Below are 24,819 nucleotides of genomic sequence, written 5' to 3'. Positions count from 1 at the left end.
CTCGGCAATTCATTCGAGTTGCCGAGCATTTTCATGCGTGCCTTTTTCCTTGTCCCCTTGCTGTTGGCCAGTACGCTGGCCCATGCCGAACTGCCCGAAACCGACTGGCTGGAGCTGATGCCCAGGTCGGACCAGAAGGCGCTGGAACAAATGCCTGAAATCGACCACAACTCACCGGAAGCCATGGGCACTTTTACCGCCAAGGGTGGCCTCAAGCAGAGCGAGGGCCTGCCTGCGGTGATGTATTCGACCAAGACCGTTGCGGCCATGAATGGCAAGGACATCCGCCTAGGTGGCTACCCTGTGCCGCTGGAGAGTGACGCCAAGGGCAACAGCACGTTGTTCTTCCTGGTGCCGTACCCGGGTGCGTGCATCCATGTGCCGCCACCGCCGCCCAACCAGTTGGTACTGGTGCGCTACCCGAAAGGCCTGAAGATCGATGACATCTACACCCCGCTGTGGGTCAGCGGCAAGCTGAAGGTGGAAAAGGTCAGCAATGACCTGGCCGACGCGGCCTATGCGCTGGATGCGGGGAAGGTGAGGGTGGTAGAAGACGCAGACCTTTGATAATTGGCCCGGCCTCTTCGCGGGCTTGCCCGCTCCCACAGGTTCTCCACAAGCCTCGAAAATTGTGGGTTACCTGTGGGAGCGGGCAAGCCCGCGAAGAGGCCGGCAACAAAAGTGCTGGGCTCAGATATTTTCACAACCGATCTGGACGCTCAGCGAATGACTCGCCCCAGGCTTCAACTCCACCAGGTCATCCCACACATTGGCTGTCTCGATGCACAACATCCGCTGCCATCCATCGTCAGCCATGTCCGCCAGCTCCTTGGCCCGCTCGGTCCACGGGTTCCAGATCACCGCTGAGCGCGAGCCGCTGCTGGTCAAGGTAATCCGCCGACTCCAATGCGTGTCGACGATGCTGAGGGTCTGCGGGGTGTTCAGGTAGATCCGGTCCGTCTCCCCGGCAAACGTCAGTGCCCCCAGCTGCTGGCGCTGTTCCCAGCCCGCCAGGGTCTCGATATAACCCAGCCCGTCGACACCCTCGACCCGCGCCTGGCGCACATCGCTGACCGCGAAGTAGCTATGCAGGGCCTGGCTGATGGTCACGGGGGTATTGCCCATGTTGCGGCTGGTCAGGCTCAGTTTTAGCTCTGTGCCCATCTCCACCACCAGTTTCAGCTCGACATCATGAGGCCAACCCGGCAGGTCGCCCTGCGCTTCAGGCAGTTCGAACTCGATCCGCAGGGTTTCGCCCACTTCCTCGATACCCAGCAATTGCCAGTCACGCGTGCGCGCAAGCCCGTGGGCAGGCGCCGGTGTTCCCTGGTACATGGCCTGGACGGCCTGAGGGTTGCGCTGCAGGTTGCCAAACCATGGCCAGCACACTGGTACCCCGGCGCGTACCGACTTGCCCTGGCGGAAGATGGCCTGGTCGCTCAGCCACAGCAGCGGCGGTTCGCCTACCTGCTGGTAGCTGAGGACCTGTGCGCCCTGCTGGGCGATCAGGAGTTCGGCGCGGTCACTGCTGATACGCCAACAGTTGAGTTCGCCATGTTGCTCGGTTACGACCTGAAAGGTAGCCATTGCGTTCGTCCCATTGATTGCCAGTGGGCCTTGGACCCGGGCACATGCAATGAGTTTACCGCCAGCGAGGCTCAGCGACGAGGCACGGAGCGGGTACGGCCACTGCCGTCGATGGCGACGAAGACGAATACCGCTTCGGTGACCTTGCGCCATTCGCTGGACAGCGGGTCGTCGCTCCACACTTCGACCATCATCTGGATCGAGCTGCGGCCGATTTCCAGGGTCTGGGTATAGAAAGACAGCTGTGCGCCTACCGCGACGGGTACCAGGAAGGCCATGCGGTCGATGGCTACGGTGGCTACGCGGCCGCCGGCGACACGGCTGGCCATGGCCGTGCCTGCCAGGTCCATTTGGGCAACCAGCCAACCGCCAAAAATATCGCCAAACCCGTTGGTTTCTCGCGGCAATGCGGTGATTTGCAAGGCCAGGTCGCCTTGCGGGATTGGATCTTCTTGTTCGAGCTCAATCATGCGATGGGGCCTCTGACCCGTGACGCTTTTCGTTGGTGTGGCGCAAAGGCCGGGTAAACGATTCAGCTTGAAACATACTACGCCGATTTCGTTTCACTGGGCGGCCGTAGGGAAACTCTGCGAAACCGCCTGACAATAGTGACCGGCGTTTTCGCACAACATCCCACGTTAGGAGCAACCTAATCCTACGATCTGCCAGTATATAGGGCATAACGGCCAGCGACGACCGCGCATTCATGAATATCTGCGTGGATTTTGTATCGCTTTCGGCGTAGCTCGGCAATTTGCTATCTTCGCCTGTCTCCAATCCAGAAGCCGCGCGCCAAGCGGCCTGCATGCCCTACAAAGAGAACAACGAGCGATGACCTCCGTGCCCAGCAGTATCGAGCAGCCCTCGCGGCCGCTGACCCGCAGCGACTACAAGACCCTCTCACTGTCCGCCTTGGGCGGTGCGCTGGAGTTCTACGATTTCATCATTTTCGTGTTCTTCGCCACGGTGGTGGGCAAGTTGTTCTTCCCGGCCGACATGCCCGAGTGGCTGCGGCTGATGCAAACGTTCGGCATCTTCGCCGCCGGTTACCTGGCGCGGCCGCTGGGCGGCATCATCATGGCCCATTTCGGTGACTTGCTTGGTCGCAAGAAGATGTTCACCTTGAGCATATTCATGATGGCCCTGCCGACCCTGATCATGGGGTTGCTGCCGACGTATGCGCAGATCGGCATGTGGGCACCGATCCTGCTGTTGTTGATGCGCGTCATCCAGGGCGCGGCAATCGGCGGTGAAGTACCGGGTGCATGGGTGTTCGTCTCCGAGCACGTGCCGGCTCGCAACACCGGCTATGCCTGCGGCACCCTGACCGCTGGCCTGACTGCCGGCATCCTGCTGGGCTCGCTGGTAGCGACCCTGATCAACAGCGTGTACAGCGCGGAAGAAGTGGCTGACTACGCCTGGCGTATTCCGTTCCTGCTTGGCGGTGTGTTCGGCCTGTTCTCGGTGTACCTGCGCCGTTGGCTGCACGAAACCCCGGTGTTCGCCGAAATGCAGCAACGCAAGGCACTGGCCGAGGAGCTGCCGCTGCGCGCTGTGCTGCGCGACCACCGTGGCCCGATCATCCTGTCGATGTTGCTGACCTGGATGCTTTCAGCCGGCATCGTGGTGGTCATCCTGATGACCCCGGCGCTGCTGCAGAGCTTCTACCACATCAGCCCGACCGACTCGCTCAAGGCCAACAGCCTGGCCATCGTGTTGCTCAGCTTCGGCTGTATTGGTGCCGGCGGCCTGGCCGACCGCTTTGGTGCGGGCCGCGTGTTCGTGATCGGCAGCCTGCTGCTGCTGGCCAGCTCCTGGACCTTCTACCACAGCCTGCCGACCCGCCCCGATTTGCTGTTCCCACTGTATGCCGTCACCGGCCTGTGCGTGGGCGTGATTGGCGCAGTGCCTTATGTCATGGTCAAGGCGTTCCCGGCGGTGGTGCGTTTCAGCGGGTTGTCGTTCTCGTACAACGTGGCCTACGCCATCTTTGGCGGGCTGACGCCGATGGTGGTGACCGCATTGCTGAAGGTGAGCCCGATGGCGCCTGCCTACTACGTGGCAGGCCTTTGCGCCGTCGGTCTGGCCGTGGGCCTGTACCTGCTCGCCAACAAGCGCTGATCTGCGCTACGGCTACTGGCCTCTTCGCGGCTAAAGCCGATCCTACAGGGGGTTGCACAGGCCTAAAGGCCGACACCGAACCTGTGGGGGGGCTTTAGCCGCGAAGAGGCCGGGCCTGTTTTCAGTGATGGCCTTTCATCCAATTGTCACAATGAAGTCATATCGTATTCATGCGGCCTGCCGATACTTGGGCCCGTTCCATCCAACACCCCAATATTCCTGCTAGGAGCAAGGCATGAAACTGAAGCGTTTGATGGCGGCCCTTACCTTTGCCGCCGCTGGCGTTGCAACCGCCAACGCGGTAGCCGCTGTCGATCCTGCGATCCCGACCTACACCAAGACCACCGGTGTTTCGGGCAACCTCTCCAGCGTCGGTTCCGACACCCTCGCGAACCTCATGACTCTGTGGGCCGAGGCCTACAAGAAGGAATATCCGAACGTAAACATCCAGATCCAGGCTGCCGGCTCTTCTACCGCGCCACCCGCGTTGACCGAAGGCACCGCCAACCTCGGCCCGATGAGCCGCAAGATGAAAGATGTCGAGCTGCAAGCCTTCGAGCAGAAGTACGGCTACAAGCCGACCGCCATCCCGGTCGCCGTCGACGCCCTGGCCGTGTTCGTGCACAAGGACAACCCAATCAAGGGCCTGACCATGGCTCAGGTTGACGCCATCTTCTCCTCCACTCGCCTGTGCGGTGGCAAGGCCGAGATCAAGACCTGGGGCGACGTCGGTGTGACCGGCGACCTGGCCAACAAGCCAATTCAGTTGTTCGGCCGCAACTCGGTATCGGGCACCTACGGCTACTTCAAGGAAGAAGCGCTGTGCAAAGGCGACTTCAAGCCTAACGTCAACGAACAGCCTGGCTCGGCTTCGGTCGTTCAGTCGATCAGCTCCTCGCTGAACGGCATCGGCTACTCGGGCATCGGTTACAAGACCGCCAGCGTCAGGACCGTAGCCCTGGCCAAGAAAGACGGCGGTGAATTTATTGAAGACAATGAAGCCAACGCCCTGAACGGCACCTACCCGCTGTCGCGCTTCCTTTACGTTTATGTCAACAAGGCGCCGAACAAGCCTCTGGCCCCGCTGGAAGCCGAGTTCGTCAAGCTGGTGCTGTCGCAAGCGGGCCAGCAGGTGGTGGTGAAGGATGGTTACATCCCGCTGCCAGCCAAAGTCGTCGACAAGACCCTGGCTGACCTGGGCCTGTCGCACGCCGGTAACGTTGCAAAGAAGTAAGTAATTAAGAAGAGGCCGGTGCCACAGCCCGGCCTCTTCCACGAATTTCCAGTCCGAAGCCAGGTTCCCTGTGCGGCGGGCTTTCGCGCGTCACCACTTTGTAATGTTTTTGTCACACGGGACCGCTAGGGTGTGCGCATGAATGATCTGGCCAATTCCAACATGACCCAAAACTCCCAGCCCGTGCGCATTGATTTCAATACGCCCGAGTTGCAACGCAAGCGTCGCATGCGCGCGCTCAAGGACCGCCTGACCCGCTGGTATGTACTGGTAGGCGGGCTTGCCGTATTGGCGGCAATCACGTTGATCTTCTTCTACCTGGCCTATGTGGTGTTGCCACTGTTCCAGGGTGCCGAGCTGACCAGCAAGAAAGCCCTGGAGCCGACATGGCTGCAGCAGGATGCCGGTAAGCCACTGATGATCGCGCTTGAAGAGCAGAATCAGGTGGGGATGCGTGTTTCGGACAAGGGCCAGGCATTGTTCTTCGATACCAAGACCGGTAACGAACTCAAGCGTGTCGATCTGGCAGTGCCGGCGGACACCCAGGTTACTTCCATCAGTACTGACCAGCCGGGCAGCGCGCTGGTGGTTCTGGGCTTGTCCAATGGTCAGGCCCTGGTGTTCCACCACACCTACAAGATCACCTACCCGGACAACAAGAAAACCATCACCCCTGGCATCGACTATCCGTACGGCGAGCAATCGTTCGTGCTCGACGAGCAGGGGCGTGCGCTGGACCACGTCAGCGTCAACGTCAATGGTGACACTCTGCTGCTGGCCGGCTCTACCGGTGCTCAGCTGCAGGTGGTCGAGCTGACCCGCACGGAAAACATGATGACCGAAGAGGTCACCACCGAGCAGAACCGCATCGAACTGCCGCAAATGACCGAAACGGTGAAGAATATCTTCATCGACCCACGCCAGCACTGGCTGTACGTGATCAACGGTCGCGCCACGGCCGATGTGTTCAGCCTGCGCGACAAGAGCCTCAATGGCCGTTATAAGCTGTCTGAAAGCGCCGACACCGAAATTACCGCCACCGCCCAGCTGGTTGGTGGCATTTCGCTGATCATCGGTGACTCCAAGGGCGGGCTGGCCCAATGGTTCATGGCCCGTGACCCGGATGGAGAATCGCGCTTCAAGCAGATCCGTACCTTCCAGATGGGCAAGGCACCGATCGTGCAGATCGACGCCGAAGAGCGCCGCAAAGGCTTCATCGCCTTGGACGCCGAAGGCAAACTGGGCGTGTTCCACAGCACTGCACACCGAACCCTGCTGGTTGAGCAGGCTGCCGAAGGCCCTGGCACCCTGGCCCTGTCGCCACGCGCCAACCGAATCATTATCGAAGAAGGCGGCAAGTTGTTGCCGTTGAGCCTGCGCAACCCGCACCCGGAGGTTTCGTTCAGCGCGCTGTGGGGCAAGGTGTGGTACGAGAACTATGACGAGCCGAAATACGTCTGGCAATCGACCGCTTCGAACACTGACTTCGAGCCCAAACTGAGCCTGTCGCCGCTGACCTTCGGTACCTTGAAGGCCGCGTTCTACGCCATGATCCTGGCCGCCCCGCTGGCCATTGCTGCAGCCATCTATACCGCCTACTTCATGGCCCCGCGCATGCGCCGCAAGGTCAAGCCGGTGATCGAGCTGATGGAAGCGATGCCGACGGTGATCCTTGGCTTCTTCGCCGGCCTGTTTTTGGCCCCGTACCTGGAAGGCCACTTGCCCGGTGTGTTCAGCCTGTTCCTGCTGATGCCGATCGGTATCCTGCTGGCCGGCTTTGTCTGGAGCCGGCTGCCGGAGTCGATCCGCCTGCGCGTGCCGGATGGTTGGGAAGCGGCGATCCTGATTCCGGTCATCCTGTTTACCGGCTGGTTCGCCCTGACCATGAGCCCGCACCTGGAAAGCTGGTTCTTCGGCGGTGACATGCGCCTGTGGATCACCAACGACTTAGGTATCACCTACGACCAGCGCAACGCCCTGGTGGTCGGTATTGCCATGGGCTTCGCGGTCATTCCGAACATCTACTCGATTGCTGAAGACGCCGTGTTCAGTGTGCCGCGCAGTCTGACCCTGGGCTCGCTGGCCTTGGGCGCGACGCCTTGGCAGACCCTGACCCGTGTGGTGATCCTCACCGCCAGCCCGGGCATCTTCTCAGCGCTGATGATCGGCTTGGGCCGTGCAGTCGGCGAGACCATGATCGTGCTGATGGCCACCGGCAACACACCGGTGATGGAGATGAACCTGTTCGAGGGCATGCGCACCCTGGCCGCCAACGTGGCCGTGGAAATGCCGGAGTCGGAAGTCGGTGGCAGCCACTATCGCGTGCTGTTCCTCGCTGCTTTGGTGCTGCTGATGTTCACCTTCGTCATGAACACCTTGGCCGAGCTGATTCGCCAGCGTCTGCGCAAGAAATACTCGTCGCTTTGATAGAAAGGTAGCGATCCGTGAAAAAGGATTCCCTCAAAGGCTGGTTCAAGAGCGGCGCCCCAGGCGTCTGGATGAGCGGCGGCGCGGTGGCCATGGCCGTGATCATGACCGTCGGCCTGCTGGCGGTGATCGCCGTGCGCGGCCTGGGCCACTTCTGGCCGGCCGATCTTGTCCAGGCCACCTACAAGGTGCCGGGCCAGGCCGATCACGTCGTCATTGGCGAAGTGGTGCAGAAGGAGGAAGTACCCCGGGCTCGTCTGAAGGGGGCTGGCCTGCCGGTGCCTGACCAAGGCCCGGAGTTCATGACCCGGGAGCTTATCAAGGTGGGTAACCGCGACCTCAATGGTAGCGACTTCACCTGGGTGGTCGGCGACTGGCTGGTCGATGAACAGCACCCGGCCGATCTGATGGCCCTGGAGCGCCGCGAGTGGGGCAATTTTTACGGCTACCTGGTCAGCGTCAAGGAAGAAGGCCGCGTAGTCGCCGAGGGGCCTGCCGCCTGGAACGAACTGCAGGCCCGTCTCAAGCGCGCCAACCAACTCAACAACGAGCTGCAAAGCCTCGAGAAGAAGGACATCGGTGCCATCAACCATGGCCTCGAGCGCCTGCGCTTGCAGGCGCGCAAGCTGGAGCTGGACGGCAAGCTGGACGCCGCTGCACAGGCCGATATGGACGCCGACCGTGCCGAACTGAATAGCCGCTACAAGGCCATTGAAGACCGCCTGACCGGCCTGCACCAGGCCTTTGCCCGTGACAGCCTGGTGGCCCGCGATGCCAACGGCCGAGAAGTGGAGATCAACCTGAGCAAAGTGGTGCATGCCATCCGGCCGAACGCGATGTCGGGCTTCACCAAGCTGGGTAGCTACTTCACCAAAGTGTGGGAGTTCCTCAGCGAAGACCCGCGTGAAGCCAACACTGAAGGCGGTATCTTCCCGGCCATATTCGGTACCGTGATGATGACCCTGATCATGGCCGTGATCGTCACCCCGTTCGGCGTGCTGGCTGCTGTGTACCTGCGTGAGTACGCCAGGCAGGGCCCGGTCACCCGGCTTATCCGCATTGCGGTGAACAACCTGGCCGGTGTTCCTGCGATCGTCTACGGTGTGTTCGGTCTGGGTTTCTTTGTCTACGTACTGGGTGGCTCGATCGACCGCCTGTTCTTCCCGGAAGCACTGCCGGCGCCGACGCTGGGTACTCCGGGCCTGCTGTGGGCATCGCTGACCCTGGCATTGCTGGCGGTGCCGGTGGTTATCGTGGCCACCGAAGAAGGCCTGGCGCGTATCCCGCGCACCGTGCGTGAAGGCTCGCTGGCGCTGGGCGCAACCAAGGCCGAGACCCTGTGGAAAATTGTCCTGCCCATGGCCAGCCCGGCCATGATGACCGGCATGATCCTCGCCGTGGCCCGTGCCGCCGGCGAAGTGGCGCCGCTGATGCTGGTGGGTGTGGTAAAGCTGGCGCCGTCGCTGCCCGTGGATGGTAACTACCCGTACCTGCACCTGGACCAGAAGATCATGCACCTGGGCTTCCACATCTATGACGTCGGCTTCCAGAGCCCGAACGTCGAAGCCGCGCGGCCGCTGGTATATGCCACTGCGTTGCTGCTGGTGCTGGTGATCGCGACTCTCAACCTCTCTGCCGTGTGGATCCGCAACCACCTGCGCGAGAAGTACAAGGCGCTGGACAGCTGACCCTGATTGCAAGCGCGCCGCCCGTAAGCCGGGCGGCCCTTTGAAACGACTTGATAGCGTATGGAGTTGACCATGCAGCAAGATTCCCACACCCATGGCATCGACATGTCTGCCTTGGGCCGCAACAAGCAGAGCCTGCGCCTGGCTGAAGAAACCGTGGCCATCGAAGTGCCGGGCCTGAGCCTGTTCTATGGCGACAAGCAAGCGCTGTTCGACGTACAGATGAACATCCCAAAGCAGCGTGTGACCGCCTTCATCGGCCCGTCCGGCTGCGGCAAGTCGACCCTGCTGCGTACCTTCAACCGGATGAACGACCTGGTTGACGGTTGCCGTGTGGAAGGTGCCATCAACCTGTATGGCAACAACATCTACCGCAAGGGCGAAGACGTTGCCGAACTGCGCCGGCGCGTGGGCATGGTGTTCCAGAAGCCGAACCCGTTCCCCAAGACCATCTACGAGAACGTGGTCTACGGCCTGCGCATCCAGGGCATCAACAAGAAGCGCGTGCTTGATGAAGCAGTCGAGTGGGCATTGAAGGGCGCGGCCTTGTGGGACGAAGTCAAGGACCGCCTGCACGAGTCGGCGCTGGGCCTGTCCGGTGGCCAGCAGCAGCGCCTTGTCATCGCCCGCACCATTGCCGTGGAACCAGAGGTGCTGCTGCTTGACGAACCGTGCTCGGCGCTGGACCCGATCTCGACCTTGAAGGTCGAAGAACTGATCTACGAATTGAAATCCAAGTACACCATCGTCATCGTGACCCACAACATGCAGCAGGCGGCGCGTGTTTCGGACTACACCGCGTTCATGTACATGGGCAAGCTGGTCGAATTCGGGGATACCGATACCCTGTTCACCAACCCGGCGAAGAAGCAGACCGAAGACTACATCACCGGTCGCTACGGCTAAGCGCCGCTCGCGAAACAGGCACCTCGGTGTCTGGCACCGGCGTTGCCGGTGTTCGCGAGTGAACCCGCTCCTACAGGGCCGCGCTACCAAAGGACAAAAAGATGATCAACAAAGATAGCCTTACCCATCACATTTCCCAGCAGTTCAACGCCGAGCTCGAAGAGGTGCGTAGCCACCTGCTGGCCATGGGCGGGCTGGTGGAAAAGCAGGTCAACGACGCGGTTACCGCGCTGATCGAAGCCGACTCAGGTCTGGCCCAGCAGGTGCGCGAGGTCGATGAGCAGATCAACCAGATGGAGCGCAACATCGACGAGGAGTGCTTGCGCATCCTCGCTCGCCGACAGCCGGCGGCCTCCGACCTGCGCCTGATCATCAGCATTTCCAAGTCGGTGATCGACCTGGAACGCATCGGTGACGAGTCGACCAAGATCGCCCGCCGCGCCATCCAGCTGTGCGAAGAAGGCGAGTCGCCGCGAGGTTATGTCGAGGTGCGCCACATTGGCGACCAGGTGCGCAACATGGTCCGTGATGCGCTGGACGCCTTTGCCCGCTTCGACGCCGACCTGGCGCTGTCGGTGGCCCAGTACGACAAGACCATCGACCGCGAGTACAAGACCGCGCTGCGTGAGCTGGTGACCTACATGATGGAAGACCCGCGCTCTATCTCGCGGGTGCTGAGCGTGATCTGGGTGCTGCGCTCGCTGGAGCGTATTGGCGACCATGCGCGCAACATCTCCGAACTGGTGATCTACCTGGTGCGCGGCACCGATGTGCGCCACATGGGGCTCAAGCGCATGACGGCAGAGGTGCAGGGCACTGCAGTCGCCAACGGTGAAAAGGCTAATGTTCCGGGCGAATCTGACGATAAGTAAGGTTGCTCCCGAGCATCGACGCCCGGCCTTGGCCGGGCGTTTTCGTTTGCGGTCGAGAGCCGGCAGGCACCCGCGAACGATGTGAAGAAGTCCCGGCGTGACCAGGTTGTAGCAAGTGGCCATCATTGGCAGTAGGCTAGACGGGATTCATAAGGAGTATCGATGAGTAAAGTGAATGTGCTGGTCGTGGATGACGCCCCGTTTATCCGTGATCTGGTCCGCAAGTGTCTGCGCAATGCCTTCCCGGGTATGGCCATCGAAGACGCGGTCAACGGTCGCAAGGCCATGGTCATGCTCGGTAAGGAAGCGTTCGACCTGGTCCTGTGCGACTGGGAGATGCCGGAAATGTCTGGCTTGGAACTGCTGACCTGGTGCCGTCAGCAGCCTGCACTGAAGAACCTGCAGTTCATCATGGTGACCAGCCGTGGCGACAAGGAAAACGTCATTCAGGCGATCCAGGCGGGCGTTTCCGATTTTGTAGGCAAGCCGTTCACCAACGAGCAACTGCTGACCAAGGTTAAGAAAGCCCTGACCAAGATCGGCAAGCTCGACAGCCTGATGGCCATCGGCCCGGCGCGAGCCAACTCGGCGTTTGCCAACGATTCGTTGAACGCGTTGACTGCGGGTAAGCCGGAAGCGGTCAAGGTTGCGGCGCCAGCGCCAGCGTCGGCCAAGCCTTTGGTCGCGGCTCCCGCACCGGCTGCCCCCGCGCCAAGCGGCCGTGGCCAGGGCCAGTTGCGCCTGGCCAGCGGCACGCAGCCATGCGTGATCAAGGCGTTGAGCCTGAAAGAGGCACTGCTGGTGGTACGCCGCAGCGAAGCGCTGCCACAGGTGCTGGAAGGTGCGGTGCTGGACTTGGAGCAGGGCGAAAGTGCCGAAGTCGCTCGCCTGAACGGCTACCTGCATGCTGTCGCGGCGTTGGAGCCAAAACCTGACAGTGACTGGTTACAGTTGACGTTCAAGTTTGTCGACCAGGATGCCCAGAAGCTCGACTACCTTTCTCGGTTGATCGCCCGCGGCACTGCGCAGAAGCACTTCACCCCTGGTGCCTGACCCGGCCCCGCGCCATGCTTTTGGCAGGCGCAGCACAAGGCTGCTCCTGCCAAAAGCCTGCCTCGCCCCATCCGACCAACTGCAATACAGACCGTAAAACCCGCTGCTAGGCTTCGACAGATCATAACTGTCAAAAAGCCACTATCATGCCCGCCCGCCTGCTGCTGTTCTGTGCATTACTCATGGCCTCAGCGTCGAGCCAGGGCGTGACGCTCTACAAGATCACCGACGATTCCGGTGTCATCTCCTATTCTGACCGGCCTGGCCCCGGCGCCAAGCCCTTGGTGCTGCGCGAGCCCATGGTCGAAACGCTCGAAGGCCAAGTGCGGCTGAATGCGAAAACCTTCGACGGTGGTGTGAGCTTTTCCGCACGTAACGAGCTGCACGTGCCGGTAGAGGTAGAGTTGCGGCTGGACAACCTGGTCAACGCACAAGGCGGCGATGCCCCGCGTATTGTGCGTCGGCTGCTGCCGCCGCGCAGCACGCAGATGCTCAGTGTGCTCAGGGGGCGGCCCGGGCTGCTGCTGAACTACCGTTCGACCCTGCTGCAGGCCATGGGTGACCCGGGTAAGCGGCCCCAGGGCTTCCGCTATGCGTTCCCGTGGATTGGCGGGCCGTTCCGCGTCACTCAGGGCCCCAATGGCCGCGTCAGTCATTTTGGACCCAAAGGGCGCTACGCCATGGATGTCGCCATGCCCGAAGGCACCACCATCATCGCCGCGCGGGAAGGGGTGGTGGTGAAGACGGAGAACAGCCAGAGCGGGCGCGGCCCAAACCCCTCGGGCAACTTTGTCAGGATTTTGCACCCGGATGGCACCATGGGCGTATACCTTCACCTGATGCGCGGTTCGGTGGTGGTGGCGGAGGGGCAAAGGGTACGGCAGGGCCAGATGCTGGCCAAGTCGGGCAATACCGGCAACAGCACTGGGCCGCACCTGCATTTTGTGGTGCAGCGCAATGTGGGGTTGGCGCTGGAATCGATACCTTACCGCTTCGCCAGGCCGATCAGCGGGATGCCGGATTTCACTGCCGGCAACCCCTGACCGATTGGACCATCAATCCAGCTTCAGCACCTTGGCCAGTACGATCTTGGGCCCTTTCATCTTCTTGATGATGATGCGCAGCCCTTCGACCTCCAGCACTTCCTCTTCTTCAGGGACGCGCTTGAGCGTCTCGTAGATCAGCCCGGCCAGAGTTTCCGCCTCGATGTGGTCAAGGTCGATACCCAGCAGGCGCTCGACCTTGAACAGCGGGGTGTCCCCGCGCACCAGCAGCTTGCCCGGCTGGTAGGCGAGAATGCCTCGCTCGGTCTTGCGGTGCTCGTCCTGGATGTCGCCCACCAGCACTTCCAGCACGTCTTCCATGGTCAGGTAGCCGATCACCTTGCCATCGGCCTCTTCTACCAGTACGAAGTGCGCCCCGCCCTTACGGAACTGCTCCAGCAACTGGGCCAAGGGCATGTGCCGCGACACGCGTTCGAGTGGCCGGGCAAGGTCCTCCAGGTCGATGGTCTCTGGCAAGTGCTCCAGCTCAGCCAGCTCCAGCAGCAGGTCCTTGATGTGCAGCAGGCCGGTGAATTCTTCGCGCTCGGCGTCGTATACCGGGTAGCGGCTGAACTTGTGGCGGCGCACCAGAGCCAGGATCTGCTTCAGAGGCGCATGGGCGTCGATGCTGATCATGTCCTCACGCGAGTTGGCCCAGTCGACCACTTCCAGCTCGCCCATTTCCACGGCCGAGGCCAGCACGCGCATGCCTTGGTCGCTTGGGTCCTGACCGCGGCTGGAGTGCAGGATCAGCTTGAGCTCTTCGCGGCTGTAGTGGTGTTCGTGGTGCGGGCCAGGCTCGCCCTGGCCGGCAATGCGCAGAATGGTGTTGGCACTGGCATTGAGCAGGTAGATGGCCGGGTACATTGCCCAGTAGAACAGGTAGAGCGGTACCGCAGTCCACAGCGACAGCAGCTCTGGCTTGCGGATGGCCCAGGACTTGGGTGCCAGCTCGCCGACCACGATGTGCAGGTACGAGATGACGAAGAAGGCGACGAAGAACGAGATCCCCTTGACCAGCTCGGCGCTGTCCACGCCGAAATAGGCCAGCAATGGCTCCAGCAGGTGGGCGAAGGCGGGCTCACCCACCCAGCCCAGGCCCAGCGAGGCAAGGGTGATACCCAACTGGCAGGCTGACAGGTAGGCGTCGAGCTGGTTGTGAACCTTGCGCAGGATGTTGCCGCGCCAGCCGTGCTTTTCGGCGATGGCCTCCACGCGTGTGGCGCGCAGCTTGACCATGGCGAACTCCGCAGCAACGAAGAAGCCGTTGAGCAGCACCAGCAGGAAGGCAAAGATGATCATGCCGAAATCGGCGAATAACGAGGTGAGGCTGATACCAGAGGAAGGGTCCATGATGGAGTTTTTACGGGGTCCGTCTTTGAGATAGAGAGAAAAAAAGTGCCAGCTTTTGCTGGCACGGGGAATCCAATGTAGCGGCTGGGGCCGCAAAAGCAAAGGGCAGCGGATTTATTGCGGTCCCTGCGGGAGCGGGCGGGCCCGCGAAGGGCTGCGCATCAGCGCCAATCTCAAGCCTTTTCGTTGGCCAATTGTGCTGGCGCAAAGTGACAGGTAAAGGTGCTGCCATGCCCCGGTACACTGCTGATTTCCAGCTTGCCGCGGTGGCGCATCAGCACATGCTTGACGATTGCGAGCCCCAACCCGGTCCCGCCGGTATTCGATGCACGGCTGGAGTCTACCCGGTAGAAACGCTCGGTCAGGCGTGGCAAGTGCTTGGCATCGATGCCCACCCCCGAGTCCTGCACCGACAGATGAGCGCCCTGGGCATCGACCCACCAGCGGATGCGGATGTTGCCTTCGTCCTGGGTGTACTTGACTGCATTGAACACCAGATTGGAAAAGGCACTGCGCAGTTCCGACTCGCTGCCCTTCAGCTTCACGCCGGGCGCAGCTTCCAGGCTGATGTGCTGGTTGCGCGGCCCGGACAGGGCCTGGGCGTCGTTCTTGATGGCGGCGAGCAGGGCATCGACTGCCACCGGCTGGTTGTCCGATGGGTAATCGGTGGCTTCCAGTTTGGCCAGTAGCAATAAATCGTTGAGCAGGGTTTGCATGCGCGAGCCTTGCTGGCTCATCTGCTGCAGGGCGCGGCTCCACCGCGGGTTCACGTCTTCGACGTTGTCCAGCAGGGTTTCCAGGTAGCCGGTGATTACCGTCAGTGGTGTGCGCAGCTCGTGGGACACGTTGGCGACGAAGTCCTTGCGCATCTGTTCCAGCTGGTGGATGCGGGTGACATCGCGCACCAGCATCAGGTGTTCATTGTTGCCGTAGCGGGTGATGTGCAACTGCACGCGCATGCGGTCATTGATCGGCGAAGGGATTTCCAGCGGTTCGAGGTAGTTTTCCGCCTCGAAGTACTCTTTGAAGAGCGGGTGGCGCACCAGATTGGTCACCTGCTGGCCACCGTCCTGTGGTGTCTTGAAGCCCAGCAGGGTCTCGGCGGCGCGGTTCCACCATTCCAGGTTGCCGTCGCTGTCGAGCATGATTACCGCGTCACGCAGTGCGGCGGTGGACTCCTGCACCCGGTCGATCACTGCCTGTAGGCGGCCCCGCACGCGCTGGTCGCGGCGTTGCAGGTGGTAGATGCTATCGAATACCTCGCCCCACAGGCCGTAGCCATCGGGCGGTGCTTCGTCGGGTTGGTGATTGCGCAGCCAGTCGTGCAAGCGCAGCAGTTGCTTGAGGGTCCAGCCCAGATAGAGCGCCAGGCCAATGGCCAGGCTCCAGCCGTAGTAGCCGCTTACCAGCCCGCCGATCAGGCAGATGGTAATCAGCAACAGCAGATGGCGAATCAGGGTTGCGTGCCAGTTCTGGTTCAATTGACGGTCCTTGTACAACGACGTGCAGCTTGGCGCTCTGGAACTCGATCAGCTCTTGGTCGAGAAGCGGTAGCCAGTGCCCCGGACGGTTTGTACCAGATTCTCGTAAGCCTCACCCAGTGCCTTGCGCAAGCGACGGATGTGCACGTCGACGGTACGTTCCTCGACATAGACGTTGCCGCCCCACACCTGGTCCAGCAGTTGGCCTCGGGTATAGGCGCGTTCCTGGTGGGTCATGAAAAACTGCAGCAGGCGGTATTCGGTAGGGCCCATCTCGGCCGGCTTGCCGTCGATGGTCACGCGGTGGCTGATCGGATCGAGCAGCAGGCCACCGACCTCGATCGGCGCTTCGCTGTCGCTCGGGCCAGTGCGGCGCAGCACGGCTTTCAGTCGCGCGACCAGTTCACGCGGCGAGAACGGTTTGGTGATGTAGTCGTCGGCGCCCACTTCCAGGCCCTGGATCTTGTTGTCCTCTTCACCCTTGGCGGTGAGCATGATGATCGGGATATCACCGGTCAACTCGTCGCGCTTCAGGCGGCGGGCCAGCTCGATGCCGGAGGTGCCCGGCAGCATCCAGTCGAGCAGTATCAGGTCCGGTTTGCGGTCGACGATGATCGCGTGTGCCTGTTGGGAGTTTTCCGCTTCCAGGCAGTCATAGCCGGCCATTTCCAGGGCAACGGCGATCATCTCGCGAATGGGCGCTTCGTCGTCGACGATCAGAATGTTCCTGCCTACCATGCTCAAAACCTCTCCTGGATTCGGTGTCTTGGCCCGCATTAGATAACGGAATTATTGCAGCTGTGTGACAGGGTGTTGGCCGTTCTGGCGACATTCCATGACTGAACTAGGCTACAGAGGGCCGCTTTAATGGCAACCCGAACCCATTTCCCCCCGAAACAATGGTGAATCCAATGACACGACATACGCTGAGCTGGATGGCCCTTTTCACTGCGTTGGCGCTCCCGGGGGTGGCGTTGGCCCACCATGCCATGGAGAAGGATGGCAAGTGGGTCGATCATGCCGGCATGACCCTGTACACCTTTGACAAGGATGCGGGCGGCAAGTCGATGTGCAATGGCGAGTGCGCCAAGAACTGGCCACCTTTGATGGTCAAGAAAGAAGACGAAGCACCTAAGGATAAATGGACCCATGTAACGCGTGACGACGGTTCGATGCAGTGGGCTTACGACGGCAAGCCACTGTATACCTTCATCAAGGACAAGAAGGCCGGTGACATGACCGGTGACGGCATGAAAGACGTCTGGCACGTTGCCAAGCCTTGAGCTAGCCGGGGCTGCACAGCAGCCCCAAACTACTCAGCGCAACGCGTAATCCAGCACCACCCCGATAAACACCAGCATCCCCGCCCAGTGGTTGTGCAGAAACGCCTTGAAGCACGATTCCCGGTCCAGCTTGCGTGTTGACCAGTATTCCCAGGCAAAGCACGCCGCCGCACCCAGCAACCCAAGGTGGAACCAGCCACCCAGGTCGAAGCGGCTACCGGCCAGCAACAGGCAGCCCAGCGACAGCAACTGCAGGGTCAGGATGATGCTGCGATCAGCGTCGCCGAACAGGATCGCAGTGGATTTCACACCAATTTTCAGGTCGTCATCGCGGTCGACCATGGCGTAATAGGTGTCATAACCCACCGTCCACAGCAGGTTGGCGATATACAGCAGCCAGGCGCCGGCCGGCAATTCACCGCCAGCGGCTGTGAAAGCCATGGGAATGCCCCACGAATACGCCGCCCCCAGCACCACCTGCGGGTAGTAGGTGTAGCGCTTCATGAACGGGTAGCAGAACGCCAAGGCCACCGCCCCGAACGACAGCCAGACGGTGCGGCTGTTGGTGCACAGCACCAGCAGGAAACTCACCCCGACCAGAATCGCGAACAGTGTCAGCGCCTCGCGTGGCCGCACCCGGCCACTGGCCAGGGGGCGGTCGGCGGTCCGCTTGACATGGCCGTCAACCTTGCGGTCGGCAAAGTCGTTGATGCAGCAGCCGGCCGCGCGCATCAGCACCACACCAAGGCCGAAAATGAGCACATTGGCCAGGGTTGGTGACCCGTTGCCGGCAATCCACACTGCCGACAGGGTCGGCCACAACAGCAGGTAGATGCCTATCGGTCGGTCCATGCGGCTGAGCTGGACGAAGTCCCAGGCCCGTGGGTGCAGGCGGTTGAGCGACTTGAGCAGTTGCAGGTACATCAGCGGTTTTCCTCCTTGGCCGCTTGCCACAATGCCGGCAGGAACACTTCTGCCACCAGTAGGTCCAGGCCGTTGCGCTCGAAGCGCGAGCGGCGGCCCCAAAGCGCCGCATGTGCTGCTTCGGACGGCAGCCAGGCCTGTGGGTAACTGCACACTTCAAGTGGATGACGGATGAACGCCTGGTCGCAGAACAGCAACTCGCCCAGCGAGCGGCTGCCCAAGCTTTCCAGGTCCAGACCACCACGTTCCAGGGCGCTGCGGCTGGCCACGCTGCGGGCGAATACCCAAGGTTGGCCATGGCCGCGCAGGTACACTTCGCGCACCCAGCCTTCGGAACCGGCAGCGATGCCCAGCGCTTGGCATTCGTCATCGCGCAGCGGCTGCCAGCCCTCGAACAGCGGGGTGACGGAAAAGTGATCAATGGACAGACGGGTCAGGCGGCGGGTCAGCGAGCCCTCGTCGAACAGCCAGTCTAGGGTGGGCTGGTCGATGTCGGTCGCCAGTTGTGAATACGGCAGCCACGCGACAGCGGCTGCTTGCGGGGATTCGTACGACACGTCGGTATGCTTTGTTACTGCCAGAGAGGCGGCGAGCTTAGCATGATTGCCCCAACTGCTTGCATACTGCCGGCAGGGCCGCTACAAAGCCCCCACGCATTGCGTGCTGGCCCCGTTCGCGGGCAAGACCGCCAGGCCCTTCGCGGTCGCTGCAGCAGCGGGCTTGCCCGCGAAGTGGCCATCAGCAGCACAAGCCCCAGCCTGAACCGAGGAAATAGACCTGATGAAAAAGTGGCAATGTATTGTCTGTGGCCTGATCTACGACGAAGCCGAGGGCTGGCCCGACGACGGCATCGCCCCCGGCACCCGTTGGGAGGATGTGCCTGAAGACTGGCTGTGCCCCGACTGTGGCGTCGGCAAAAGCGACTTTGAAATGATCTCCATCGGTTAATCGAGGAAAGCACGACATGACGTCCCCTGTGGTAATCATCGGTACCGGCCTTGCGGGCTACAACCTGGCCCGTGAATTTCGCAAGCTCGATGCGCAGACGCCGCTGTTGCTGATCACCGCCGACGATGGTCGTTCCTACTCCAAGCCGATGCTTTCCATGGGCTTTGCCAAGCAGAAGGACGCCGACGGCCTGTGCATGGCTGAGCCGGGCGCTATGGCCGAGCAACTTAATGCCGAGATCCGCACCCATACCCGCATCAGCGGCATCGACCCGGGGCACAAGCGGCTGTGGATCGGCGAAGAGGCCGTGGAGTACCGCGACCTGGTGCTGGCCTGGGGGGCGCAGACCGTGCAGGTGCCGATCGAGGGTGATGGCGGCCATCTGGTGTTCCCGATCAACGACCTGGAAGACTACGCGCGCTTCCGTGCGGCCGCCGCTGGCAAGCAGCGTGTGCTGATCCTCGGTGCCGGTCTGATCGGCTGCGAATTTGCAAACGACATGAGCCTGGGCGGCTTCGAGGTCGACGTTGTGGCTCCGTGCGAACAGGTCATGCCGACCCTGCTGCACCCGGCCGCTGCGGCGGCAGTGCAGGGTGGGCTGGAGAGCCTGGGTGTGCGCTTCCACTTGGGGCCGGTGCTGACCCGCCTGCAGCAGGTGACCCAAGGCCTGGAGGCACACCTGTCGGATGGCCGCGTGATCGTCTGCGACTTGGTGGTTTCGGCCATCGGCCTTCGCCCACGTACCGACCTGGCTGCCGCGGCCGGCCTGCAGACCAATCGTGGCGTAAGCGTAGACCGCGAGCTACGTACCTCACACGCCAACATCTTCGCCCTTGGCGACTGTGCCGAAGTCGATGGCATCAACCTGCTGTATGTGATGCCGCTGATGAGCTGTGCCCGGGCGCTGGCGCAAACCCTGGCGGGCAAGCCGACGGCCGTTTCCTACGGGCCGATGCCGATCACCGTGAAAACCCCGGCCTGTCCGCTGGTTGTCTCGCCGGCGCCACAGGGCTGCGAAGGCATCTGGCAGGTAGAGGGGCAGGGCAGTGACCTCAAGGTGCTCTGCCTAGATGCCGACGGCAAGCTGCTGGGCTACGCCCTCACCGGAGCGGCGGTGATGGAGAAGCTGGCGCTGAATCGTCAGTTGCCAGCGGTTATGGCGTAAATAGCGCGCGTTCTGTCGGATTTATCCTGTTGTTGCCTGCACAATGGCCGCCCAGATACTGGCGCGGCCCCTGAGCTCGTGCCATTCTCACTCCCGTCTGCCGCAGATTAGAGCCTGCGGTGCCTTGAGCGCTGCTCCCAGAGGCAGCACGGCATAACAACAAGAATTCCGTCAAAGAGGCTTCACTATGCGCAAACCAGAACTCGCCGCCGTCATCGCCGACAAGGCTGACCTGACCAAGGAAAAGGCCAATCAGGTTTTGAACGCGATTCTCGACAGCATCACCGGTGCCCTGGACAAGGACACCGTGACCCTGGTCGGTTTCGGCACCTTCGAAAAACGTCATCGCGGTGCGCGTACCGGCAAGAACCCGCAGACTGGGGAGCCGGTCAAGATCAAAGCCAGCAACACCGTGGCCTTCAAGCCAGGCAAGAACCTGCGCGATGAAGTTAACGAAGCCAAACCTGCCAAGAAGGGCAAGTAATCGCTCCCTGGCAACCCAGTTTCAGCCAAGCGGGCGCCCCGGGGCGCCCGTTGTGCTTTCTGCAGGCAAGATGCTTCTAACTTGCATAAATAGTTCTGGAAAAGGATAGACTGCGCGCCTTAGTCACTTTTCGTTCGAGGCGCGTTGATGAAGTTCCGCTTTCTTCTCTGGGCCATGGGGCTGTTGATGGCCAGGGCCAGCCGTAATAACCCCGCTTTCCAGCAGCAGCTCAAAGGCAAGAACCTGGTATTCCAGATGCAAACCCTGGACGGCAAGGTCGCCCGGCACTTCATCGTCGAGAACGAGCGCATCAGCAGCAAGGGCGGCGCGCACCCCCAGCCGGCGTTCGCCATTGCCTTCAAGGACGCTGCCTACGGCTTCGCCACCATGCAGGCGGGTAACAAGCAGCTGGCCTTCATGCAAGGGATTCAGGACAAGCACATCCAGATCAAGGGCAACCCGGCGTTGGTGATGTGGTTTCAGGGGTTGATGAAATACCTGAAACCGAAGAAGAAAGGTTGAAACCCGACGGGGATGCTGTGGGAGCGGGCGTGCCCGCGAAACAAGCGACGCGGTGCATGGCACCGGCTTCGCCGGTGTTCGCGGGCAAGCCCGCTCCCACAGGGATTGCGCCAGCTTTTAGAAGTTGAGCAAGACAGTTGCTCCCACAGGGTATGCGTTAATGCTTAATGCGGTGCGTGGAACTGCGAAGCCAGCTCACGCAACAGGTTCTCGGCTTCGAGCACCTTGTTCACCACATCCTCAGCCTTGTCCCGGGTAATGCTCAGGCGTTCCAGCAGCTCGTCAGGAATCTCTTCCTGCGGCCCTGAGCCTATGCCTCGCGAGCGCAGCAGACGGGTGGCCAGGCACACCAGGTTGGGGAACGCGAAATATTCGCCTTCGTAGGCCGGGTCGTGCTGAAAGCGCAAGGCAGTCGACAGCTCTTCCGGCATGTCCCACAGCTTCATCAGCCAGGTACCGATCTGTTCGCGGCTGATGCCCAGCAGGTGTTGTTCCACGTAGGTATGGTTCAGATGCGGGTTGACCTCAAGGTGGCGGCAAATCAGCGAGAAGTGAGGCGGGAACACATGCGCCAGCAGCAGATAGCCGAAGTTGTGCAGTAGCCCGGCCAGGTAGGTCAGCCCGGCCTCGGGGCGTTCTGCGCGAGGCATGGCGCGGGTCAGGCCTTCGATGATCGCGGCGGTGTAGATCGACTGTTGCCAGTAGGGCGTGGCCTGCTGTGGGTGGTCTTTTGGCAGGCTCAAGGTCTTGCCCAGCGCCAGGCCCAGGGCCAGGTTGATCACCAGGTCGAAACCCAGCACACGCACGATGGCGTCTTCCACCGAGCGAATCTTGCCCGGCGAACCATAGTAGGGCGATGCGGCCCAGCTCACCACCTGTGCCGCCAGCGCCGGGTCGGTTTCGACCACGCCGGTGATATCGTCGATGCTGGCGTTGGGATCTACCCGCAGCTTGATGATCTTCTGCGCGGTGTCGGCGAGCGGAGGAATTTCGATGGTTTCTTCCAGGCGCTTCTGAATGCGTCGGGCGGTGAAGGCCTGGACGGCATTGGTGATTTCCCGGGTGTCGTCATCGGGGCGGTCGAGGTTGGGGCTGATCGCTTCGACTTGCTGGCCGAAGCTGCTGGCGCTGGCCTTGGCCAGCATGCGCTTGAAGTGTGCGCGTTCGATTTCCAGCAACAGGCCGGCTTCGCCGGACTGGATAAAGACAGTTTCGGTGTCGAGCAGGGCCTTTTCGTACTGACATGGCGAACTGGTCAGCGCCGGGATGCCCGGCAGCGCCTTGAGGTGGTGCTTGTCGAGCATCTGCTTCAGTCGCGGTACCGACACGGCGGTCAGCTTGCGCCCGGTCAGCTCGGCCAGGCGGTTGAGGTCCAGCAGGTGGCTCTGCGGGAACAGCACCATGAGGGCGCCGACCTCGTCGTCGAGAAGGACAGCCTGCACCCGCGAAGCCGCAGGCAGGTGCGGGTGTTCGACCACCTGACGGAAGGGCACGCCAAGTTTGTCGAGCAGCAGCCTGATGACGGAGGGGGCGTGTGGGGTTGCGGTGTCCAGGGCAACTTCAGTCATGGTCCGTATCCACTGATTCTTTTAAACGCGAAGTATAACCAGCCTGCGAGCAAATCTGGATCCATTCTGGGACTGGCGTCACACTTGGCCATATTGTTGGCCATGGCGCAGCCAGCGGTCCAGCAGCGGGCTGACGTGTTCCGGCCAGCGTGATACCAGGGCCTGAGCCGCGTCGCGCACGGCCGGCAGCAGGTCCGCGTCGCGCATCAGGTCGGCGACCTTGAACTGCAGCAGACCGGTCTGGCGGGTGCCGAGCATCTCGCCCGGGCCACGCAGTTCAAGGTCTTTTTCGGCAATGATGAAGCCGTCGTTGGTCTCGCGCATGATCCCCAAGCGCTCGCGGCCTATCTGCGACAGCGGCGGGTGGTACAGCAGCACGCAATGGCTCACGGCGCTGCCCCGACCAACCCGGCCACGCAGCTGGTGCAACTGTGCAAGGCCCAGGCGCTCGGGGTTCTCGATGATCATCAGGCTGGCGTTGGGCACGTCCACACCCACCTCGATGACCGTGGTGGCGACCAGAAGCTGCAGGTTGCCAGCCTTGAACTCGGCCATGATCTCGGCTTTTTCCGCCGGCTTCATGCGCCCGTGGATCAACCCTACCCTCAGCTCGCCAAGCGCGCTGCCAAGCTCCTCGTAAGTGCTTTCGGCGGCCTGGCAGGTGAGTTCTTCGGACTCTTCGATCAGCGTGCATACCCAGTAGGCCTGGCGCCCCTCGGCGCAGGCGGCGCGTACCCGCTCGACCACTTCGAAGCGGCGGCTGTCGGCCACCAGCACGGTGTTCACCGGCGTGCGCCCTGGCGGCAATTCGTCGAGCACCGAAGTGTCCAGGTCGGCGTAGGCGCTCATGGCCAGGGTGCGCGGAATCGGGGTGGCGGTCATGATCAGCTGGTGCGGGCACAACTCGCCGGCCACGCCCTTCTTGCGCAGGGCCAGGCGTTGCTGCACGCCAAACCGGTGCTGTTCGTCGATGATCGCAAGGGCCAGGTGCTTGAACCTCACCTCCTCCTGGAACAGCGCGTGGGTGCCGACCACCATGGGTGCACCGTTGGCGATCTGCTCCAGGGAAGCGGCCCGGGCCTTGCCCTTGAGTTTGCCGGCTAGCCAGGCGACTTCGATGCCCAGCGGTTCCAGCCAGCGCCTGAAGGTAATGTAGTGCTGCTCGGCGAGGATCTCGGTGGGGGCCATCAATGCCACCTGATAGCCAGCCTCCAGCGCCTGCAACGCGGCCAGTGCAGCGACCACGGTCTTGCCGGCACCCACGTCGCCCTGCACCAGGCGCATCATCGGTTCGTGCTGGCTAAGGTCATAGGCAATTTCGTTGGCTACCCGCTGCTGCGCGCCGGTCGGCTGGAAACCCAGGTTGGCCAGGTACTGCGCCTGAAGGTGGGTGGCCTTGGGCAGTACCGGCGCACGCAGGCTGCGCAGGCTTTCGCGCAGGCGTTGCTGCGACAGCTGGTGGGTCAGCAACTCTTCGAAGGCCAGGCGGTGCTGGGCCCAGTGCTGGCCTTCGGCGAGCTCGTCGAGGTCGGCGTCGGCCGGCGGGTTGTGCAGGTAGCGTATGGCTTCGTCCAAGGGTGCCAGCTGGTAGTCCCGGGCAAGTTCGTCAGGCAGCCAGTCGGGCAGGCTGCGCGGGCCAAGCAGGGCAAGGCTCTGCTGGCACAACAGGCGCAGGCGTTGCTGGGTAAGACCTTCGGTGGACGGATAGATCGGCGTCAGTGTCTGTTCCACCGGTGGCGGCGGCTCGCTGCCGTTCAGCGCGCGGTACTCCGGGTGGTAGATTTCCAGGCCGGAAGCGCCGGGGCGGGCTTCTCCATAGCAGCGCAGGTGGGTGCCCCGCTTCAGGCCCTCCTTCTGCGCGTTGCTGAAGTGGTAGAAGCGCAATGTCAGTACACCGCTGCCGTCGCCCAGGCGCACCACCAGGCTGCGGCGCTTGCCCATGGTCACATCGGTACCACTGACCACACCCTCGATAACCGCATCCTGGCCCGGACGCAGCTGGCCGATTGGCACCACGCGCGTGCGGTCCTGGTAGCGCAGGGGCAGGTGGAACAACACGTCCTGCAGGTTTTCCAGGCCGACCTTGGCGAGTTTCTCCGCCATTGCCTCGCCCACACCTTTCAGTACTGTGACCGGGACCTTCGACAGCTCACTCATGAC

At 62.0% G+C, this 24,819-nt stretch carries 23 protein-coding genes; 14 read left to right on the top strand and 9 right to left on the bottom strand.

Features of this window, described 5'->3' with window-relative positions; all coding sequences use genetic code 11:
• Window positions 1-33 precede the first annotated feature (33 nt).
• Window positions 34-567 (top strand): DUF3299 domain-containing protein, encoded by a 534-nt coding sequence (locus ACE4QZ_RS27485; protein WP_373604723.1) that lies wholly within the window; start codon window positions 34-36, stop codon window positions 565-567.
• 123 nt (window positions 568-690) lie between these two features.
• Here the strand turns inward: ACE4QZ_RS27485 and ACE4QZ_RS27480 are convergent, their stop codons facing one another.
• Window positions 691-1,587: a D-hexose-6-phosphate mutarotase gene (locus ACE4QZ_RS27480; RefSeq protein ID WP_021785275.1), complete on the bottom strand. Its 897-nt coding sequence runs from the start codon at window positions 1,585-1,587 to the stop codon at window positions 691-693.
• A 71-nt stretch (window positions 1,588-1,658) separates the two neighbouring features.
• On the bottom strand, window positions 1,659-2,057 hold the full coding sequence (locus tag ACE4QZ_RS27475) for an acyl-CoA thioesterase (RefSeq protein WP_003253317.1): 399 nt from the start codon (window positions 2,055-2,057) through the stop codon (window positions 1,659-1,661).
• A gap of 361 nt (window positions 2,058-2,418) precedes the next feature.
• On the opposite strand from ACE4QZ_RS27475, the gene ACE4QZ_RS27470 reads away from it, so the two are divergent.
• From ACE4QZ_RS27470 to ACE4QZ_RS27435, 8 genes are all read left to right on the top strand, one after another.
• Window positions 2,419-3,708, top strand: coding sequence for an MFS transporter (locus tag ACE4QZ_RS27470; RefSeq protein ID WP_021785274.1), 1,290 nt, complete (start codon window positions 2,419-2,421; stop codon window positions 3,706-3,708).
• Between the two features lie 235 nt (window positions 3,709-3,943).
• A complete protein-coding gene (locus ACE4QZ_RS27465; RefSeq protein WP_021785273.1) occupies window positions 3,944-4,942 on the top strand; it encodes a phosphate ABC transporter substrate-binding protein PstS in 999 nt (332 codons plus the stop codon).
• 138 nt (window positions 4,943-5,080) lie between these two features.
• Window positions 5,081-7,369 carry an ABC transporter permease subunit gene (locus ACE4QZ_RS27460; protein WP_021785272.1) on the top strand — a complete coding sequence of 763 codons (2,289 nt, stop codon included), beginning with the start codon at window positions 5,081-5,083 and terminating at the stop codon, window positions 7,367-7,369.
• A gap of 71 nt (window positions 7,370-7,440) precedes the next feature.
• Window positions 7,441-9,057 (top strand): phosphate ABC transporter permease PstA, encoded by a 1,617-nt coding sequence (pstA, locus tag ACE4QZ_RS27455; RefSeq protein ID WP_172402835.1) that lies wholly within the window; start codon window positions 7,441-7,443, stop codon window positions 9,055-9,057.
• A 72-nt stretch (window positions 9,058-9,129) separates the two neighbouring features.
• Window positions 9,130-9,963: a phosphate ABC transporter ATP-binding protein PstB gene (gene pstB, locus ACE4QZ_RS27450; protein WP_021785270.1), complete on the top strand. Its 834-nt coding sequence runs from the start codon at window positions 9,130-9,132 to the stop codon at window positions 9,961-9,963.
• Between the two features lie 101 nt (window positions 9,964-10,064).
• Complete coding sequence (phoU, locus tag ACE4QZ_RS27445) at window positions 10,065-10,835, top strand: phosphate signaling complex protein PhoU (RefSeq protein WP_021785269.1); 771 nt, start codon at window positions 10,065-10,067, stop codon at window positions 10,833-10,835.
• 162 nt (window positions 10,836-10,997) lie between these two features.
• Window positions 10,998-11,888 carry a response regulator gene (locus tag ACE4QZ_RS27440; RefSeq protein WP_021785268.1) on the top strand — a complete coding sequence of 297 codons (891 nt, stop codon included), beginning with the start codon at window positions 10,998-11,000 and terminating at the stop codon, window positions 11,886-11,888.
• A 146-nt stretch (window positions 11,889-12,034) separates the two neighbouring features.
• Window positions 12,035-12,931, top strand: coding sequence for a peptidoglycan DD-metalloendopeptidase family protein (locus tag ACE4QZ_RS27435; protein ID WP_021785267.1), 897 nt, complete (start codon window positions 12,035-12,037; stop codon window positions 12,929-12,931).
• A 12-nt stretch (window positions 12,932-12,943) separates the two neighbouring features.
• On the opposite strand, the gene ACE4QZ_RS27430 is transcribed toward ACE4QZ_RS27435, so the two are convergent.
• The 3 genes from ACE4QZ_RS27430 to phoB all read right to left on the bottom strand — a co-directional run bounded on the left by ACE4QZ_RS27430 (window position 12,944) and on the right by phoB (window position 16,503).
• Window positions 12,944-14,284, bottom strand: a complete 1,341-nt coding sequence (locus tag ACE4QZ_RS27430) for a hemolysin family protein (RefSeq protein ID WP_021785266.1) — start codon at window positions 14,282-14,284, stop codon at window positions 12,944-12,946.
• 173 nt (window positions 14,285-14,457) lie between these two features.
• Complete coding sequence (gene phoR, locus ACE4QZ_RS27425; protein WP_021785265.1) at window positions 14,458-15,765, bottom strand: phosphate regulon sensor histidine kinase PhoR; 1,308 nt, start codon at window positions 15,763-15,765, stop codon at window positions 14,458-14,460.
• A 48-nt stretch (window positions 15,766-15,813) separates the two neighbouring features.
• A complete protein-coding gene (gene phoB / locus ACE4QZ_RS27420; protein ID WP_003253341.1) occupies window positions 15,814-16,503 on the bottom strand; it encodes a phosphate regulon transcriptional regulator PhoB in 690 nt (229 codons plus the stop codon).
• 173 nt (window positions 16,504-16,676) lie between these two features.
• Here phoB and ACE4QZ_RS27415 point away from each other — a divergent pair, with 173 nt between their 5' ends.
• Window positions 16,677-17,048, top strand: a complete 372-nt coding sequence (locus ACE4QZ_RS27415; protein ID WP_028697463.1) for a hypothetical protein — start codon at window positions 16,677-16,679, stop codon at window positions 17,046-17,048.
• Between the two features lie 33 nt (window positions 17,049-17,081).
• Here ACE4QZ_RS27415 and ubiA read toward each other — a convergent pair whose 3' ends face one another.
• Window positions 17,082-17,972, bottom strand: a complete 891-nt coding sequence (gene ubiA, locus ACE4QZ_RS27410; RefSeq protein ID WP_004575206.1) for a 4-hydroxybenzoate octaprenyltransferase — start codon at window positions 17,970-17,972, stop codon at window positions 17,082-17,084.
• Window positions 17,972-18,529: a chorismate--pyruvate lyase family protein gene (locus ACE4QZ_RS27405; protein ID WP_021785263.1), complete on the bottom strand. Its 558-nt coding sequence runs from the start codon at window positions 18,527-18,529 to the stop codon at window positions 17,972-17,974. Before ACE4QZ_RS27405 ends, ubiA begins: the two co-directional genes overlap by 1 nt.
• Before the next feature lie 223 nt (window positions 18,530-18,752).
• On the opposite strand from ACE4QZ_RS27405, the gene ACE4QZ_RS27400 reads away from it, so the two are divergent.
• The 4 genes from ACE4QZ_RS27400 (at window position 18,753) to ACE4QZ_RS27385 (ending at window position 21,091) form a co-directional block, all read left to right on the top strand.
• A complete protein-coding gene (locus ACE4QZ_RS27400) occupies window positions 18,753-18,920 on the top strand; it encodes a rubredoxin (RefSeq protein ID WP_003253349.1) in 168 nt (55 codons plus the stop codon).
• Window positions 18,921-18,936: 16 nt separating this feature from the next.
• Window positions 18,937-20,085 (top strand): NAD(P)/FAD-dependent oxidoreductase, encoded by a 1,149-nt coding sequence (locus tag ACE4QZ_RS27395; RefSeq protein ID WP_021785262.1) that lies wholly within the window; start codon window positions 18,937-18,939, stop codon window positions 20,083-20,085.
• A gap of 187 nt (window positions 20,086-20,272) precedes the next feature.
• A complete protein-coding gene (locus ACE4QZ_RS27390; protein ID WP_021785261.1) occupies window positions 20,273-20,569 on the top strand; it encodes an HU family DNA-binding protein in 297 nt (98 codons plus the stop codon).
• A 147-nt stretch (window positions 20,570-20,716) separates the two neighbouring features.
• Window positions 20,717-21,091, top strand: a complete 375-nt coding sequence (locus ACE4QZ_RS27385; RefSeq protein WP_021785260.1) for an SCP2 sterol-binding domain-containing protein — start codon at window positions 20,717-20,719, stop codon at window positions 21,089-21,091.
• 164 nt (window positions 21,092-21,255) lie between these two features.
• On the opposite strand, the gene ACE4QZ_RS27380 is transcribed toward ACE4QZ_RS27385, so the two are convergent.
• Entirely contained in the window at window positions 21,256-22,659 is a 1,404-nt protein-coding gene (locus ACE4QZ_RS27380) for an aminoacyl-tRNA deacylase and HDOD domain-containing protein (RefSeq protein ID WP_021785259.1), read from the bottom strand.
• A 78-nt stretch (window positions 22,660-22,737) separates the two neighbouring features.
• The gene (recG, locus tag ACE4QZ_RS27375; protein WP_028697464.1) at window positions 22,738-24,816 is read right to left on the bottom strand and encodes an ATP-dependent DNA helicase RecG; all 2,079 of its coding nucleotides are present in this window, start codon (window positions 24,814-24,816) and stop codon (window positions 22,738-22,740) included.
• Between the last annotated feature and the right edge of the window lie 3 nt (window positions 24,817-24,819).

This window comes from Pseudomonas sp. DCA-1 (assembly GCF_046523955.1).
In the GTDB taxonomy this organism is placed as follows: domain Bacteria; phylum Pseudomonadota; class Gammaproteobacteria; order Pseudomonadales; family Pseudomonadaceae; genus Aquipseudomonas; species Aquipseudomonas putida_Y.
Note: the sequence above shows the minus strand (reverse complement) of the source record. Positions and strands in the feature narration are given on the sequence as shown.